Here is a 16,013-nt window from a genome sequence, read left to right as displayed (position 1 = left end):
TTGCCATGGAACAACTGGACTCGCGCGGATGCAGAGCGTCCATGTTCACGCAAGGAAAACTATGAGCAGTGAGGATTTACCGAGCGCTAGAAGAGAGGCGCCGGCTCGGGGCGGTTTAGCCGCCCTCTATAGCATCATGGGACGGCAGCGCCGGCTACAGCTGCTCGGCACTGCTGCGTTGATGCTGCTTGGTGCGATCGCCGAGCTGCTGACGATCGGAGCGGTCGTGCCGCTCCTCGCGCTGGCCGCAGATCCTAGCTACTTCGCCAAATACCGGGCGGTGCAATCTTTGCTGGAGATGCTGGGCGCGACCAATGGCCGCGAGGCGATCGTCGCAGCAGCCGTCCTACTCGTCTCCGCGGCAGTCGTAGCGGCCGTCATCCGATCCGCTCTCACCTGGGCGAGCCATCGATTTGTCTACGGACTCGCACACGACGTCAGCATGCGGGTTTTCGAGCGCCTGCTGCATCGGCCATACGAAATCTACGTGCGTCAGAACAGCAGCGTTGCGTTGGCGGCCGTAGAGAAGATTCACCTGGTAGCGACAGCAATCCTGTCGCCTGGACTGCTTGCATTCACCTCCGCCGTGATCGCGCTGTTCATCCTTGCATTCCTGTTTCTGATCGATCCCATGAGCGCTGCTGCTGCGTTGCTATCGGTCGGTCTCCTCTATGTTTCGATCAGCCTCTTCACGAAGAAGGCGTTGATCGCGAACTCCCATCGGAGCTCGGCAGTGCGCACCGAGCGCCTCAAGGTCGTTCAGGAGGTCTGGGGCGGCATGCGCGACATCATCCTCGACCACTCACAGCCGATCTTCCGACAGAAGTTGGGAGAGATTGAGGAGGAAATGCGACGCCTGCAGGTGCATGCCGGTGTGGTGATCGATGCTCCGCGTTTTGTGGTCGAGAGCTTCGGTATCGTCGTCTTTGCCCTGCTTGCAATCTATTTCACTTCACAGCCGGGCGGGGTGCTCGCTGCGCTCCCGGTGCTCGGCGCGCTGGCAATCGGCGCGCAACGGCTTCTGCCGCTGGTGCAGGCGATCTATCGAGGGTGGGCCGGCTACTCGATCAATGCCCACGCACTCAAAGACGTCGTTGATCTGATGAATGCTCCGGTCAGCACCGCCGTGCCGAGCCGAGGGGCAGCGACGCTGCCGGCCAAGTTGGATATCGAAGCGCGCGATCTGTGGTTCAGCTACGCTCCCGATCACGATGTTTTGCAGGGAATAAGTCTATGTATCCGCGCGGGCGAGCGCGTCGCTTTCGTCGGCAAGACGGGCAGCGGGAAAAGCACGCTCGTCGACGTGATGATGGGACTGCTGCAGCCATCGCGGGGACAGCTGCGAGTGGGGGGGGCAACTCTCGACGAAAGCAACATTGCCGAGTGGCAAACACGGATCGCTCATGTTCCCCAGGCCATTTTCCTAGCTGATGATACGATCGCGGCGAACATAGCCTTCGGTTTCCATCGCAACGACATCGACATGGCCAGGATCCGCAGGGCGGCTGCCCGGGCCGACATCGCCGCGTTCATCGACAGTCTTCCAGAAGGCTTCGAAACGCGCGTCGGCGAGCGAGGCGTGAGGCTATCAGGAGGGCAGAGGCAACGGATCGGAATCGCCCGTGCTCTTTATAAAGACGCCTCGATACTCGTTCTTGACGAAGCCACCAGCGCGCTCGATGCTGCTACCGAAGCGGCGGTGATGGACTCTGTCTCGGAGCTTGATCGCGAGCTGACCATTATCCTCATTGCGCACCGCCTTTCGACCGTCGCAGGCTGCGATACCGTCTACAGGCTGGAATCCGGGCGGATCGTTCAGGAGGGCACTTACGAGCAGGTCGTGCTCGGAGGCGCGCAAACGGCAGCCTGAACGGCAATCGTTGGAATGGAGCAGTCGTGGGTTCTTCTGGAGTCTTAATAAGCGAATGACGATCGACGTAAAGATGGTGGCTCTGGGCTCCTCCGTTCCGCGCATCATTCACCAAACCTATGCCACCAAAGATCTTCCCTCGAAGCTTCGGGACAATGTTGATGCGCTGAGGCGGCGCAATCCCGGATGGAAGCATCGCCTGTACGATGACGCCGATATCGAATCCTTTATCGCCGAGCATTATGGCTCAGAAATGCTGGCACGCTACCTCCGGATCAACCCGGCCTACGGCGCGGCACGCGCGGATCTCTTTCGATACCTGCTGATGTATCAGGTCGGCGGCGTGTATCTGGACATCAAGAGCACGGCGACACGACCTCTCGACGAGATCACCACAGACGACCGCAGAATGCTTTTGGCCAAGTGGGACAACGGCAAAGGTGGCAGCCACGAGAATTGGGGTCTGCAAAGAGGCCTCGAGCATGTGGAAGGTGGCGAGTTCCAGCAGTGGCACATCATCGCAGCACCGGGTCATCCCCTGCTCCGCGCCGTGATCGATCATGTCCTTCGCAACATCGAACGCTACCGACCCTGGCGCGACGGTGTCGGCCGGGAGGCCGTTTTCACGCTCACCGGGCCGGTCGCCTATACGCTTGCGATCACGCCGCTCCTCGAACGAAACGAGTGCACGGTGCTCCCTAATGAGCGCATGCTTGGCCTCGAATACAGCGTCGTCGCCGGCGAGCAGCATCGGACCTTCTTCGATGGCCACTATGCCGAGCGGACCGACTCGATCGTCAAAATGTCCGGTCTGAGCCGCCTGCTTGGCGCCGGATACAGCGCCGGCAAGCGGATGCGGCGCCGACTCGGGCGTCTTAAGACGTCGGCCAGAACGATGGCTCGCGCCTGAAAGCGACCTACGCTCAGTCGCGCGACCCGCGCAATCGCATGCGCAGCCGTAGGGCAGATCGAAGAACCGGGCCAGGAAGCGCAAGCACTAGCGACAGCATGCCCGCACGATCGAGCCGGCGTCCAGGCATTTGCCGCCCAATCGCGCGGGCGCCGTCGATATCGAACACGGCGAGCCGTCCGATCATTGTCAGCCAGGCGGCGCTGCGCTGATAGCGCTCGGCTGCGTCGCATCGATCAGGTACGAGGTCTCCCTTGATGCTTTCCAGGAAGGCGACGGAAGGCCAGATCTCAAAGAGGCCGCGAGTAAGCGGGGCGGTCTTCTCCGCCCGATGCACCTGTGCCATCTCACTATTCTCATTTCGGAAGTAGTAAGCCGTTACCCGGTCGGACTTGATGACCGGCGCCCGCATTGCCACGCGCATCCAATATTCGAGATCCTCGCCAGTGCGCCAGTGTCCGAAGCCGCCGAGATCGTTTGCGAGGTCGCGGCGGACGGCGGTTGCCGAGGACCAAACGATCCCCACGGAGCGGGCGGCCTCGGCGAGATAGTCGATGGGCCTGATGTCGGCGCCATGATGGGGCTGGGATGCGGCGGGATCCGCCCCCTCTGCGTAGCTGGTGGAAAGCAAACCTGCCTCCGGATGGAGCCGCGCCATCGTCTCCAGCTCGGCAAGATGATCGGGAAACCAGTAATCATCCGCATCAAGGAAGGCGATCCAGGGGCGCGAAGCCTTTTGCATCCCGAGATTGCGTGCAGCGCCCTTCCCCGCATTGGGCTGTCGGATGACACGAAGGCGCCGATCCTGGAATGATGCGACCTGCGCCGGTCCGTCGTCTGTGGAACCGTCGTCGACGATGATCAGCTCGAACTCTTGAAAGCTTTGCGCGAGTGCGCTTCGGACCGTCCGACCTATGAACGCGCCCTTGTTGTACAAAGGTATGACGACCGAGAACATGCAAACCTTCTGATCAACGCCGATTACGCCTTGGACTTGTAGACCTGCTCAACCTGCCGAGCGAGCGCAGGAAAGGTGAAGTCGGCGATCCGCCGCTCGCCATAAGCCACTAGTGCCTGCTGGCGATCGGGGCTGGCGAGCACGTCCCGGATGGTCGCCGCCATCGCAACGGCGTCGTCGGGAGGGAAATAGGCGCCCTTGTCCTCGGTGAGCTCACGAAACACCGGTATGTCGCTTAGCACCAGCGGCCGGCGTGCAGCCATCGCCTCCAGGATCGGAATCCCGAACCCTTCATAGGTCGACGGGAAAGCGACCAGTTCGGACAGCGCGTAGATGTGCGAAAGCTCCTGGTCGCTGACGCCCTGCAGCAGGCGAACGTGCTCGTCGAGGTTCAAACGGCGCACCTCTGCCGCCACCGTTGCGCCCTCGCCGCCTTCGTTTCCGACGATCGCCAGCGCGATCGGTTCTCCGTCGGCGCGGAGCTGTGCGAGTGCCGCGAGCAGGCGCAAGTAATTCTTGCGGGCTTCGAGATGTCCGACCGCAAGGATGAAGCGGGCCGGAAGGCCGAGCTTCATGCGTGTGCCTTCAGCTTCATCCCGGTTGACGTCCTGAAATCGGCTAGGATCAATGCCGTTGTAGATCGCACTCACGGACGCCCGCGGCTCGATCCCGACAATTTCCTCCTGCATCGTCTCCGACACGGTGATCACATGATCCGCTCGCCTCAGACCGCTTTTGAGTATCCGCCCATAGAAGAGCCGCTTCATCAGCGGTACATTGCGAAGCACCGGGCGTGCGTCGTGTACCGTCATCACCGTCGGGCAATCGGGGGCACGCAGCAGCGGGAGATGAAACATCTCGAAGAGATCCAGCTTCTCCCGCTTCAGCGCGCGCCGCCAGTAAAGCAGACCTCCGATCGCGCGCCGCACCCGACCAGTGCTCGGCAGCGGAGTGCGCCGGACGGTGACGTTCGGAGCGCCGCCGAACCAATCGGCAACACGGCAATCTACCGGCTCGAATATGACGAATTCAATCTCGGGGCAGCGTGCGATGAGCGCTCCGTAGATCCCAGCAAACCGCTGATTTGCGCCCGAGGGGCGATCGTTGAAGCAAATTGCGTTGAGGCCGACACGCACGGGATCAGGCCGCGATCGGTTCGGCGAGGCCGAGAACTTCGAAATGGCGACGTATCACCGTCTGCTCCTCGAATGGCGCTACCCCTTCGGCAAGCACTTCAGGCGGAATCGGAGCAGCGAGCGCCCTTTCGATTCCATCGGCAAGGCCTGCCGGATCCCGGACCGGGACGAGGTATCCGTAACGCCCATCTTGCAGCACTTCACGCGGGCCGGTGGGACAATCGGTCGCCACCGGCGTCAGGCCGCACATCATCGCCTCGACGAGCACGTTGGGAAGCCCCTCGACGTGAGATGACAGGACGAAGGCATCCGCGCGGCTGAAATATTTCAGCGTGTTAGTGGTGAAACCTGGGAGCCGAACACGATCGGAGAGCGCAAGGGAAACGACTTTCTCCTCCAGATGCGTGCGGAGCGGACCTTCACCGAGAATGGTGAGTCTCACCATGCGGCCCCGAGCCTTCAGTACTGCGATCGCATCGAGCAAATCGTCGAAGCCCTTCCACGGAGCCAAGGTTCCCGCCGCAACGAGCACGGGATCCTGCCCCGCCTCGAACCAGGGGTCGTCGACGGGCTCGCGCATCCTTTGTGTCGATGACTTGTCTTGGATGATGTTGTAGATGCAGACATGCGGCGGCGCATCAAACACCTGCCGATATTGCTCGACCATGTCCTTCGACACGCAGGTGAGCGCGTCGGCTCGCCAGGTGACGGCACGCATCACCTGCTTCAGGAACCATCTTTTCGTGAACGGAACGTTTGAATAGGTGTCGAATGGCCGTACCCGGCACGACCCGCTGATCTTGGCCTTCGATCCGCTGAGAATTGCGATCAACAGCACGAGCGCGTTAAGATGATCCTCGGCCGAAAAGACGACCTCGGGCTTCGCGGCTCTGAGATAGCGCCAGACGGGGAAGAACAGGCTGCGCACGTTCGGCTTATTGAGCGTGACGATGTTGAGCCCTGGGGCCGGCGGCACGGTGAGATGCGGATCGACCCTGCCGATCACCAGATCCACATCATGCCCCTGCCCGACGAGCGCACGGGCAAACCGATATTGCGCAAGGGCAACTCCGGAAATCATGTACCTGGGCGTGATTACGCAAATCTTCATCGATCCCACTTCATTTGTCTGTGCCCGCCGAGCCGTTCAGCGACGTTCGCGCGCCGATGTCGCACACGATTCCTCACGGTTGCTCCTCACCGAGAATGGCGCCCAGCCTGAGTTGCGCGGCCTCCAAGGAGAAGCTCTCCTCATAAAGGCGTCGCAACGACCTGTCGAAGGACGGCAGCTCGAGCGCCTCGACTTGACGCATGGCCTTGATGAACTCTCCCGCCGTTTCGCAAAGCCAGCCGGCGCGACCGACCACATCTCCATAGCCTGCAAAGGCTTCGGCCGTACCGACCACTCGCTTTCCGAACATCAGCGCCTCCGCGATCTTCGTCTTCATGCCAGATCCATCGAAGATTGGCGCGATCACCACCTTCGCCGCCCGATACCACGGCTCGAGACGATCGACGGCGCCGATCAGCTCGACATTGCCCGATCGCTCGATATCCGCGCGATACGGTTCCATTCCCCGGCCGACCACCCGCGTCTTCAAGCCGATATGGGGCGCAACCTCACGCGCGAACCAGCGTATGCCATCGACATTTGCATAAAAGGCACCGCCCACGAACAGAGCATAATCGGCGTCACTCGGATCCGTCCCGTCCGGCGCCGGTGCGAAGGCGCACTGGTCTTCGAGTGCCATCGGCAGAATATCGGTGCCGGCCCTGCCATAGAGTCGCTTCAGCAGGCGGCTGTCCCGCTCGCTGAGAGTGATCAGCCGCTGGCTTGATCGCACCGCCATTCGCTCTGCGGAGTAATTGGCAATGAGCACCCCGACGGCGCGAAGGTCCCTGGTCTGACGGAGGGCGCCGAGGAAGAACCGTGCCTCGACGTTATGGAAGAACGTATAGACCCGCACGTTCTGAAAGCGACGACGGATCGAACGCGCGAGATGGCCGAGGTTGGATCCGTCTAAATAGACGCTGCCGATATCCTCCTGCTGAAGACGCGCGAGGATTGCGTCTTCCACCGACGGCGTGAGGCCGTCGAGATAACCGCCGAGCGCTTGGCCGATTGCCCCGGCACCGGTGGGAATATGACGATCGAGTTCCTGCAGGCGGAGGCGATCGCCAAGGAGCCGGCCGAGGCATTCCCAATGCAGTCGTGACAGCATCGCTCGCCCCCCCTGCGGAGGATCGAAGAATCTTGGAGTGACGTATAGCAGTTTGGACATGCCCGCGGATCAGCGCTCCGAATACCGCATCAGCATGGACTTCCCGTGAAATCTGCGTTGCGCGCGACTGCCCTCCTGAACGGCACGCACCCTCAGGGCGCGCCGCTCGCCGGAGGGGCCCGGCGCCTCGTGGAGAGCGCTTCGTATCCGCCTTGTTGCCGCCATTCCACAAGATTCTGGCAGCCGATGCGGCCGGCGCCTGCCTTGCTGATGGCGGCGAGTGACCCTAAAGCACCCGTTCTGGGTGGAGAAGGATTTCCTCGTTGAGCAGCGCTGTAGGCCGCGACGATCGGCCGATTACTCCCGTGATCCTGTGCGGCGGCTCGGGAACGCGCCTTTGGCCGCTTTCGCGCACCGCCCGCCCCAAGCAACTGCTGTCCCTTACGGGATCGCGCTCGATGCTGCAGCTGACCCTCGATCGCACCGCCGACAGAGATCGATTCGCGGCACCGCTGGTTGTTACCAGCGAAGGTCAGGCGCGGCCTGTCACAGAGCAGCTAATTGGAACGCACGCTCCCGAGGCCCGGCTCATCCTCGAACCTGCGGCGCGGAACACCGCACCAGCGATCACGCTCGCGGCCCTTGCTGCGGCGCCTGACGACCTGTTGCTGATCATGCCGAGCGATCATCTGATCGGCGACGTGGAGGCATTCAATGCCGCCATCGACACTGGTGCCTCCCTAGCGCGCGAGGGATGGCTGGTCACATTCGGAATCAAGCCTAGCCGTCCCGAGACCGGCTATGGCTACATCAAGCAAGGCGAGACGTTGTCGGCCGGCACATACCGCGTCGAGCGGTTCGTCGAAAAACCCGATGTGAGCCGTGCCGTCGCGTATCTGGCCGACGGCGGCTATCAATGGAACGCAGGAATCTTCCTGTTCCGGGCCGACGCCTTTCTCGATGCGCTTGCCGCCCATGCGCCCGACGTGCTGGAGCCGTGCCGCGAAGCAATTACGGAGGGGACGCGCAGCGAACGGTATCTGCGCCCCGGATCAGCAGCGTTCGCAGCCGTACGCAACATTTCCGTCGACCATGCGGTGATGGAGCATGCCCCGAACATTGCCGTGGTGCCGATGGACGTCCGCTGGTCGGATGTCGGCAGCTGGGAGTCACTGCACGAGATCAGCGATAAGGATGAGGATGGCAATGTCTCCGTCGGCGACACCGCGCTGCTGCGGTCGTCGGGCTGCCTTGTTCACAGCGAAGGCCCCCTGGTCGTCGCCGTAGGTGTGCAGGATCTCGCCATCATCGTCACCGACGACGCCGTGCTGGTGGTTCCGCGCGGCGACAGCCAGGCCGTTCGCGATGCAGTCGACGTTCTCAAGAGCCGGGGCGACGCCCGCTTGTAGGCGCTGGGAAACGATTTCGGCGAAGCGCGATCAGCGTGCCCCAAATCCGCTGAACACGGTTTTCATCGTCCCTGCCACGATCAGCACGTCGAGCCAGAACGAGAAATTCTTGATGTAGTAGAAGTCGTAATGAAGCTTCCAGAGCACGTCCTCGACCTCGGCGACGTGCCCCTGCTTCACCTGAGCCCAGCCGGTGATGCCGGGGCGGACGATGTGGCGATAGCGGTAGAAAGGCAGTTCCGCCTCGTACCAGAGCGACAGCGGCACCGCCTCCGGCCGAGGGCCGATCCAGCTCATCTCCCCCTTGAGGATGTTGATCACCTGGGGGAGTTCGTCGATCCGGTAGCGCCGCAGCGGACGGCCGATCTTCGTCACCCGATCGTCGCCATCGCGAGTCATCGCCGCCTCACGGGCATCGGCAGCGGCATGGCCGTGACGCATCGTGCGAAACTTCCACATGCGGAACGGATGTCCGCGATAGCCCATCCGTTCCTGACGGAAAAAGATCGGCCCGGGCGAATCGAGCCGGATCAGGATGGCGAGTATTGCAAAGAGCGGGATCAGGACGGGAAGCGCCGCGATGGAGACGACGATGTCGGAGAGGCGCTTGATCTTGGCGTAGACGATCCCCGGGATCAGCGAGCCCAGCGTGTTCTCCGAGAGATGCTCGATCGCGACACGACCGGTGAGCGATTCCTCCATCTGCTTGACGTGCATGACGAGCGTTCCGGCGAGCGCGCGATCCGCGAGGAAACGTTCCCATTCATCGGGCATGTCGGCGCGCAGATCGGCGACGATCGCATCGCAGGGCTGCTCCCGCGAGCCCGCGTCGAGCCGCACCCAGGCGACTTCCGGAATGCCGAAGAGATGCTCGACGTCCCCCGCGGGGACGACGCCGATCCGCAAACGCTGCTGCCGCTGCAGCTTGAAATAGACGACGTAGTACCAGCCGACGCAGAGCACAAAGCTCGCGAGGAAGTGAAGGCGGCTATAATCGAGCCGCGCGAAGAAGAAGACGGCAAGGGCGAGCCCGAACGAGGCCGCGAACGACGGCAGGATGTGATAGGAAGCCCTGACGCCCGGATAATGGGACACCCGGCGAAAGGCATAATAGCCGAGCAAGAGCGCCGCGACGGTGCCCAGAAGCGAGTTGTTGAGACTTTCGACGTCCGACTGCCCATATTCCAGCTGAAGCCGGAGAAAGTAGGGGATCGCGACGGCCAGCAGCAATCCTGCGCCGAGCTGGAAACGGACACGGTGCCATAGCGTCCGACGGGCGCTGGCGATCTTGGCGGGTGCAATGGACACGAAGGATATGCTCGCGGCTGGAAAGCGGCTCGAATGCTGAAGGCCCCGTCGATAGGAGAAAAGCACCGGTCAAGTCTACTCCGCCAAGTGAAAGGCGGAGCGATGACGGAGCTTCCTCGCCTCGTCGCGGCCGCACATTGGGACGCGTGCGCAGCGCAGGGGCGTTGAGTTGGAAGGCAGGCTTCGGTTAAGGGCGTTCTTCCTCAGCTTAAATCAGGCAGAAACGATGACCACACTCGTGACCGGCGCCGCCGGCTTCATAGGCTTCCACGTGAGCGACCGTCTGATGGCGCGCGGCGAGCAGGTGATCGGGCTCGACGCCGTCAACGATTATTACAGCACCAAGCTGAAGCGCGACCGGATCGCCGAACTCCAGCGGCGCCACAACGGCTTCACCTTTCTGGAGACGGATTTTGCCGACAATGCGGCGCTGACCGAGGCAATGGCTGGCAAGTCGTTCGACAAGGTCATCCACCTCGGCGCCCAGGCGGGCGTCCGCTACTCGATCGAGAACCCGCACGCCTACGTGCATTCCAACCTAGTCGGGCATCTCAACATGCTCGAGCTCGCCCGCCATCGGCAACTCGCCAATTTCGTCTACGCCTCGTCGTCGTCAGTCTATGGCGGCAACGACACGCTGCCGTTCCGGGTGGAGGATCGGGTCGACCAGCCGCTCTCGCTTTATGCCGCCACCAAGAAGGCCGACGAGCTTATCAGCGAGACCTATTCGCACCTTTACCGCCTGCCCCAGACCGGTTTGCGCTTCTTCACCGTGTACGGACCCTGGGGGCGCCCGGATATGGCGATGTGGCTGTTCACCAAGGCGATCTTCGCCGGCGAGCCGATCAACGTGTTCGGGGAGGGCAACATGCGCCGCGACTTCACCTATATCGACGATATCGTCAGCGGCATCGTCGCCTGTCACGACAATCCGGCACCGGATGACGGGGAGATCAAGGCAGGCGGCAGCCGCAGCCCGCATCGTCTCTACAATATCGGCAACCATCGTTCGGAGGAGCTCACGCGGATGATCTCCCTGATCGAGCAGGCCTGTGGCCGCGAAGCCGAGAAGCAGCTGCTGCCGATGCAGGCGGGCGATGTGCGCGACACCTATGCCGACATCAGCGCGATTCAGCGCGACCTCGGCTTCGAGCCGGCGACCACGATCGACGAAGGCGTTCCGCGCTTCGTCGACTGGTACAAAAGTTACCACGGTCTTTGACCGCTACCCGCTCCTTTGAAGGTGCGCCGAGCAGAGGTTGAGGCGGCGGTCACGGGACCGTCGCCTCTTCCTTTAGAGGCTCCAGCGATCGACGCCGCTGAGCGGGCGCCGCGCGTACAGATTCTTGAGGTCGGCGAGCAGGCCACCCTGCTTCACCAGCCCCTGCAGCTGCTCATCGGACAGCGCCGAATAGGCTTCGTGCGGAACTGCGACCAGAACCAGATCATAGCTTCCTTCCAGACCGTCGGCAGCAAGCGCGATGCCATATTCATGGTCGGCCTCGGCCGGGTCTGCCAGCGGATCGTGAACGACGACCTCGTGGCCGACGGCTTCAAGGCGTCGGATGACGTCGATTACCCGGCTGTTGCGAAGGTCCGGCACGTTTTCCTTGAAGGCGAGGCCCATGATCAGCGCCTTGCCGGCACGGCCGAGACGGCCGTGCAGCTGGTCCGCGACCCACGCACCCATGCCGTCATTGGTGGACCGGCCCGAGAGGATGACGTGCGGCTCCTGGCCGAGCTGCTGCGCCCTGTAGCTCAGGTAGTAAGGATCCACCCCGATGCAGTGGCCGCCGACCAGGCCCGGCTGGAACTTGAGGAAGTTCCACTTCGTGCCGGCGGCCTCGAGCACGTCCCATATCGAGATGTGGAGCTTGGAGAAGATCTGGGTGATCTCGTTCATGAAGGCGATGTTGATGTCGCGCTGGGCATTCTCGATCACCTTCGCAGCTTCCGCCGCACGAATCGACTTGGCGCGAAACACGCCGGCGCTGGTCACGGCCCCGTAAATGGCAGCCAGCCGTTCGGTGATCTCGTCATTTTCCCCTGCGATCACTTTCACGATCCGGTCGACGGTATGCTCACGGTCGCCCGGATTGATCCGTTCCGGCGAATAGCCGAGGAAGAAATCGCGGCCGCGGACCAGGCCGGAGACCTCTTCGATCAGCGGCCCGCATATCTCGTCGGTGACTCCGGGGTAGACGGTGCTTTCGTAGACGACGATCGCCTTGCGCGCGGGATCGAGCAACTTGGCGACCGAACGGGTGGCGCCGATGACGGGCCCAAGATCCGGCTGATTGGCGGCATCGACCGGTGTCGGTACCGTGACGATGTAGACGTCGGCACCGGCGCCTTCACGCGCTTCGCTGGTCAGCTTGAGGCGCGAGGCCTTCAGTATCTCTCCGTCGACCTCGTGGGTCCGATCGTGGCCGTTGCGCAGCTCCTCGACCCGTCGCCGATCGATATCGAGGCCGGTCACGTCGAAACTCTTGGCCAGCGCGACCGCAAGTGGAAGCCCGACATAACCCAGGCCGACGACGACGATATGATCTTGACTGGACGCGCTCATGCGACCTCGCTTGGATTGAAGGAATCAAAAAGGCTCGGAATGTTTCGAAAGAGCCCCCGGCGCGCGGCTAACGGCAAACCGGTGACGCCTGTCAAGCGCCCGGCGCAGCCGCGGCTTTCTGGGTTCGATGAATCACGGCATTGTGCGCGACGAGCCAGCTTCGGTTGTCGGCGGTGAGCGCCTCCAGGAACGACCGAGGCCGCCGCATCAGGCCCTTTCGCGGGGCGCTGTCCATGCCGAGCGTGGTCGCGATCTCTCCGACGAAGTGAATGCAATTCGCCTTGTCCAGCGAGTAGGAGGGCTGCTTCGCCGTCCGCCAGCGAGCGATCGTCGCCATCACCCGATCATAATCGTCATCGGTGAGGGTGAGAGTGAAATGCTTGTCGCTGGCGCGCACGTAATCGGGCTTGTGGTCGCTCACCACCTCCCCCTTCACCCGCCCGAGGAGTATCGCGGGGCTCACCGTCTTGGCGGTGAAACCATAATCCTCAGCGATTCGCTCGCCGGTCCGATCGAGCGTGCCTTCGAGAATGACGAACGCATGGGGGAAGGAGGCGCCGAGTTCCTTCGAGTAGAAGGTGATTTGTACCGCCGCCGAGGCAGGGCCTGCGGCAAGCAGCAACAGGATTGCTGCGAGCAGCGCAGACCAGATTCGGACAGCTTCCTTCATCAATGCACGTACCTCTCCGCCGACGAACATCTCAACCCCTTGGAAGCTAAACCTTTTCGCCGCAAGCAGGGGCCGATCGGACGGCCTTGCCTGTCGCTTCTTTGCAACAGGCACGTCAAGATAACCAGCGCGCCGCAGCCTTTTTTGGTGTACGGAGTTCGTGTTTCAGCTTTCGTAAACCATAGGCTGTTTACGAGCCGGCCCGCGATGGAGGGCGGGAACGTTTCGGGGTGGACATCTGCTACCACCTCGGATAGTTAAGCGGTGAAATCGAGAAGATCAGATTTTGAGTACGAAGGGAGAAGCTGACGTGGGTTTCAAGGGACTAGTTGTTGCGACCGCTGCGGTTGCGTTGATGACGGCGCCGACCGTCGCCGCTGCGCAGAGCGCGGCTGAGATCGCCCCGGCGAGCGAGTCCATCGATTCGGGCAGCGCGCTTCGTGGCGGCTTCATCATCCCGTTGATCGCTCTTGTCGCAGTCGTGCTCGGCGTTCTCGCCGCGACCAGCGACGACGACGACGATCTGCCGACCACCCCGTAACGGGCGCTCGCATAAAGACGAATTGGGGTCGGGTGACGCGTTCATCCGGCCCTTTTTTGTGTGCTGAGCAGGTGAGGTCTCCGCCTGCGCCCTTCTTCATCCCCCGCCGATCCGGACTCCGCTCCCAGCCGTGCTCAAAGACATCGTGATCCGCCCACAAGCACTTGCTGTTCTCTGCGCCATCATATTGTCGTGGAGTGCGGCCGCATTCGGGCAGACGCACGGGAGCTCCCCGATTGCTTCCACCCTTCGCGAGAGCGACGCCAGGGTCGCGGCGATCGCCTACCGCCTGGCACGGAGCGGCGGCCCCATCTGCCCGGAAACGCACCCGCTTACCGGGATGCTCTTCCATCATCTTGCCGAATACGGGCCCGCCGATCGGGCGCAGATGATGGATCGTTATGCGCTCGACCGGGGGCCGGGCATTCTCAGCGTGCTTGCCGACACGCCGGCCTTCCGCGCCGGCCTTCAGGCCGGCGACGTGTTGCTGGCGGTCAACGGAGACGCGTTCGCCAGCGGCGCCTCGATCGCGGCCGAGGCCAAACGGAAGCTATGGCGCAAGCGTGCCGAGGCCGAGGAGACGCGGTTGGAGGCGGCGCTGCGCAAGGGCCCGGCCAGGCTGCAAGTCCTGCGCGAAGGACGGACGATGGAGCTCACGCTCGAATCGGAGCGCGGCTGCTATGGCCGTGTGCGGCTCGCCCGATCCACGCAGGTCAATGCCTTTGCGAGCGGATCGACGGTGATCATGACGACGGCATTGCTCGATTTTCTGAAGAATGACGACGAGGTTGCGGTCGTCCTCGGACATGAGCTTTCCCACAACATCCTCAAGCACCCGGACCTGCTCGACGAGCAAGGGGTCCCTCGCAAGGGCATCTTGCGCGGGATCGGCAAGAATGCGTCGCGGGTGTGGAAAACCGAGGAGGAGGCCGATCGTTTCGGCATTCGGCTGATGTGGCGGGCCGGGTTCGACGTGAACGCCGCGATACCCTTCTGGCGGCGTTACCTCGGCCGCTACGATGCTCTGCCGCAAATCTTTCGAACCCATCCGAGCCTCTCGGTTCGGGAGCGGATCACCCGCGAGGAAATTGCTGCGCTTGGCAAGCCGGCACCGCAGCCTTGATCCGAAATCAGATCCGCGTGCGCAACGACCATAATTCGGGGAAGGCGCGCTTCCCGATGGTCGTCTGCAGATAGGCGACCCCCGCGGTCCCCCCGGTGCCGCGCTTCGCACCGATGATCCGCTCGACCGTGACGACGTGCTTGTGTCGCCAGGTGGCAAGAGCATCGTCGATGTCGACGAGCTTTTCGGCGAGCTGATAAAAGGGCCACCAGCGGGTCGTGTCCCGATAGATCTCCGCCCAGGCCGCCTCGACACCGTCGCTGGGAACATACGGCTCCCGCCAATCCCGTGCGACGGCTTCCTCGGGCAACGCGAACCCGGCACGGGCGAGTGCCTTGTTGGCTTCGTCCCAGAGGCTCGGCTCCTCGAGCGCAGCAACCAGGGCTCCATGCGCGTCGGAACCCTCTTCCTGGAAGCGCAAGTGGCCGCCATCCTTGAGACCGAGGCGGTACTCGAATTCGCGGAACTGATAGGATTGAAAGCCCGAACTGCCGCCGAGGACGCTCCGGAAGCTTGAATAATCGGACGGCGTCATCGTCGCGAGCACGTCCCAGCTGAGCGTCATCACCGCCTGGATCCGCGAGACCCGCGACAGGCTCTTGTGAACCTGGACCAGCGAATCGGCGCCGATCAAAGCGCGCGACAGCGCCACTTCGCGCAGGATCTGCTTGAGCCAGAGCTCCTTGGTCTGGTGGATGATGACGAACAGCATTTCGTCATTCTGCTCCGAGACGGGATGCTGAGCGCCAAGCACGGCATCCAGCGCCAGATAGGAGCCGTAAGTGATCGGCTTGGGTGCATCGTCGGCCATCGCCTCAGCCGTGGCGCGCGAAGACGGCGCGCTTGCCGCCGCGCGAAAAGGCGATCACCTCATAGGCGTCGCGCTGGTCGTGGCCGACATCCATTCCCGGGCTTCCCGCCGGCATTCCCGGCACGGCGAGCCCTGCGAGGTCGCCTGACCGGCGGGCGATCGCCTTCTTGATATCTTCGGGCGGCACGTGCCCTTCGACGACGATGCCGCCGATCAAGGCGGTGTGGCAGGAGCGAAGATCCTCGGGCACGCCGTGCGTTCGCTTCACTGCAGCCATGTCCGGCGAATCAATCTTCCGCAGCGTCTTGCCGAAGGCGGCTTCCACCCGCTTCGCCCAGACCAGGCAGCAGCCGCAGCCCGGATCACGGAACATCGCGAACTCGGCCGGCGTGCCCGCCGATGCAGACCAGGGGAGCACGGCGGCGGTCGCGCCGCCGGCGAGAGCGCCCAGCATGGCCCGGCGATCAAGGTGCCGCATCTTTCTCT

At 62.8% G+C, this 16,013-nt stretch carries 15 protein-coding genes; 6 read left to right on the top strand and 9 right to left on the bottom strand.

Annotation, left to right across the window (positions count from 1 at the left end; genetic code table 11):
* Positions 1-61 precede the first annotated feature (61 nt).
* Both ETR14_RS11415 and ETR14_RS11410 read left to right on the top strand, forming a co-directional pair.
* Positions 62-1,870 carry an ABC transporter ATP-binding protein gene (locus ETR14_RS11415; protein WP_165356409.1) on the top strand — a complete coding sequence of 603 codons (1,809 nt, stop codon included), beginning with the start codon at positions 62-64 and terminating at the stop codon, positions 1,868-1,870.
* A 55-nt stretch (positions 1,871-1,925) separates the two neighbouring features.
* Positions 1,926-2,780, top strand: a complete 855-nt coding sequence (locus ETR14_RS11410) for a glycosyltransferase family 32 protein (RefSeq protein WP_129391731.1) — start codon at positions 1,926-1,928, stop codon at positions 2,778-2,780.
* Between the two features lie 13 nt (positions 2,781-2,793).
* On the opposite strand, the gene ETR14_RS11405 is transcribed toward ETR14_RS11410, so the two are convergent.
* The 4 genes from ETR14_RS11405 to ETR14_RS11390 all read right to left on the bottom strand — a co-directional run bounded on the left by ETR14_RS11405 (position 2,794) and on the right by ETR14_RS11390 (position 7,096).
* The gene (locus tag ETR14_RS11405; RefSeq protein WP_129384711.1) at positions 2,794-3,738 is read right to left on the bottom strand and encodes a glycosyltransferase family 2 protein; all 945 of its coding nucleotides are present in this window, start codon (positions 3,736-3,738) and stop codon (positions 2,794-2,796) included.
* Positions 3,739-3,761: 23 nt separating this feature from the next.
* The gene (locus tag ETR14_RS11400; RefSeq protein WP_129384710.1) at positions 3,762-4,874 is read right to left on the bottom strand and encodes a glycosyltransferase family 1 protein; all 1,113 of its coding nucleotides are present in this window, start codon (positions 4,872-4,874) and stop codon (positions 3,762-3,764) included.
* Positions 4,875-4,878: 4 nt separating this feature from the next.
* Complete coding sequence (locus ETR14_RS11395; RefSeq protein WP_129384709.1) at positions 4,879-5,985, bottom strand: glycosyltransferase; 1,107 nt, start codon at positions 5,983-5,985, stop codon at positions 4,879-4,881.
* Between the two features lie 73 nt (positions 5,986-6,058).
* A complete protein-coding gene (locus ETR14_RS11390; protein ID WP_165356408.1) occupies positions 6,059-7,096 on the bottom strand; it encodes a glycosyltransferase in 1,038 nt (345 codons plus the stop codon).
* A gap of 365 nt (positions 7,097-7,461) precedes the next feature.
* Here ETR14_RS11390 and ETR14_RS11385 point away from each other — a divergent pair, with 365 nt between their 5' ends.
* Complete coding sequence (locus ETR14_RS11385; protein ID WP_371416794.1) at positions 7,462-8,505, top strand: mannose-1-phosphate guanylyltransferase/mannose-6-phosphate isomerase; 1,044 nt, start codon at positions 7,462-7,464, stop codon at positions 8,503-8,505.
* Positions 8,506-8,535: 30 nt separating this feature from the next.
* Here the strand turns inward: ETR14_RS11385 and ETR14_RS11380 are convergent, their stop codons facing one another.
* The gene (locus tag ETR14_RS11380) at positions 8,536-9,813 is read right to left on the bottom strand and encodes a sugar transferase (RefSeq protein WP_129384706.1); all 1,278 of its coding nucleotides are present in this window, start codon (positions 9,811-9,813) and stop codon (positions 8,536-8,538) included.
* Positions 9,814-10,039: 226 nt separating this feature from the next.
* Here ETR14_RS11380 and ETR14_RS11375 point away from each other — a divergent pair, with 226 nt between their 5' ends.
* Positions 10,040-11,035 (top strand): GDP-mannose 4,6-dehydratase, encoded by a 996-nt coding sequence (locus tag ETR14_RS11375; protein ID WP_129384705.1) that lies wholly within the window; start codon positions 10,040-10,042, stop codon positions 11,033-11,035.
* A gap of 72 nt (positions 11,036-11,107) precedes the next feature.
* On the opposite strand, the gene ETR14_RS11370 is transcribed toward ETR14_RS11375, so the two are convergent.
* On the bottom strand, positions 11,108-12,382 hold the full coding sequence (locus ETR14_RS11370) for a nucleotide sugar dehydrogenase (RefSeq protein ID WP_129384704.1): 1,275 nt from the start codon (positions 12,380-12,382) through the stop codon (positions 11,108-11,110).
* A 91-nt stretch (positions 12,383-12,473) separates the two neighbouring features.
* Positions 12,474-13,052, bottom strand: coding sequence for a hypothetical protein (locus tag ETR14_RS11365; RefSeq protein WP_206186023.1), 579 nt, complete (start codon positions 13,050-13,052; stop codon positions 12,474-12,476).
* 310 nt (positions 13,053-13,362) lie between these two features.
* On the opposite strand from ETR14_RS11365, the gene ETR14_RS11360 reads away from it, so the two are divergent.
* The gene (locus ETR14_RS11360) at positions 13,363-13,593 is read left to right on the top strand and encodes a hypothetical protein (RefSeq protein ID WP_129384703.1); all 231 of its coding nucleotides are present in this window, start codon (positions 13,363-13,365) and stop codon (positions 13,591-13,593) included.
* A gap of 130 nt (positions 13,594-13,723) precedes the next feature.
* Positions 13,724-14,716 (top strand): M48 family metallopeptidase, encoded by a 993-nt coding sequence (locus ETR14_RS11355; RefSeq protein WP_129384702.1) that lies wholly within the window; start codon positions 13,724-13,726, stop codon positions 14,714-14,716.
* Between the two features lie 7 nt (positions 14,717-14,723).
* Here ETR14_RS11355 and ETR14_RS11350 read toward each other — a convergent pair whose 3' ends face one another.
* Positions 14,724-15,527, bottom strand: coding sequence for a tryptophan 2,3-dioxygenase (locus tag ETR14_RS11350; protein WP_129384701.1), 804 nt, complete (start codon positions 15,525-15,527; stop codon positions 14,724-14,726).
* Positions 15,528-15,531: 4 nt separating this feature from the next.
* Positions 15,532-16,005 carry a DUF411 domain-containing protein gene (locus ETR14_RS11345; RefSeq protein WP_243455870.1) on the bottom strand — a complete coding sequence of 158 codons (474 nt, stop codon included), beginning with the start codon at positions 16,003-16,005 and terminating at the stop codon, positions 15,532-15,534.
* Positions 16,006-16,013 lie beyond the last annotated feature (8 nt).

It is taken from the genome of Sphingosinicella sp. BN140058, assembly GCF_004135585.1.
Classification (GTDB): Bacteria; Pseudomonadota; Alphaproteobacteria; order Sphingomonadales; family Sphingomonadaceae; genus Allosphingosinicella.
The sequence above is the reverse complement of the archived record's forward strand: the minus strand, read 5'-3'. Positions and strand labels throughout refer to the sequence as shown.

What these genes read in the sequence shown, in the direction of transcription:
- ETR14_RS11415 (WP_165356409.1), top strand. Translation starts at nt 62, where the DNA reads ATGAGCAGTGAGGATTTACCGAGCGCTAGAAGAGAGGCGCCGGCTCGG.
- ETR14_RS11410 (WP_129391731.1), top strand. Translation starts at nt 1,926, where the DNA reads ATGACGATCGACGTAAAGATGGTGGCTCTGGGCTCCTCCGTTCCGCGC.
- ETR14_RS11405 (WP_129384711.1), bottom strand. Translation starts at nt 3,738, where the DNA reads ATGTTCTCGGTCGTCATACCTTTGTACAACAAGGGCGCGTTCATAGGT.
- ETR14_RS11395 (WP_129384709.1), bottom strand. Translation starts at nt 5,985, where the DNA reads ATGAAGATTTGCGTAATCACGCCCAGGTACATGATTTCCGGAGTTGCC.
- ETR14_RS11390 (WP_165356408.1), bottom strand. Translation starts at nt 7,096, where the DNA reads ATGCTGTCACGACTGCATTGGGAATGCCTCGGCCGGCTCCTTGGCGAT.
- ETR14_RS11375 (WP_129384705.1), top strand. Translation starts at nt 10,040, where the DNA reads ATGACCACACTCGTGACCGGCGCCGCCGGCTTCATAGGCTTCCACGTG.
- ETR14_RS11370 (WP_129384704.1), bottom strand. Translation starts at nt 12,382, where the DNA reads ATGAGCGCGTCCAGTCAAGATCATATCGTCGTCGTCGGCCTGGGTTAT.
- ETR14_RS11365 (WP_206186023.1), bottom strand. Translation starts at nt 13,052, where the DNA reads ATGAAGGAAGCTGTCCGAATCTGGTCTGCGCTGCTCGCAGCAATCCTG.
- ETR14_RS11350 (WP_129384701.1), bottom strand. Translation starts at nt 15,527, where the DNA reads ATGGCCGACGATGCACCCAAGCCGATCACTTACGGCTCCTATCTGGCG.
- ETR14_RS11345 (WP_243455870.1), bottom strand. Translation starts at nt 16,005, where the DNA reads ATGCGGCACCTTGATCGCCGGGCCATGCTGGGCGCTCTCGCCGGCGGC.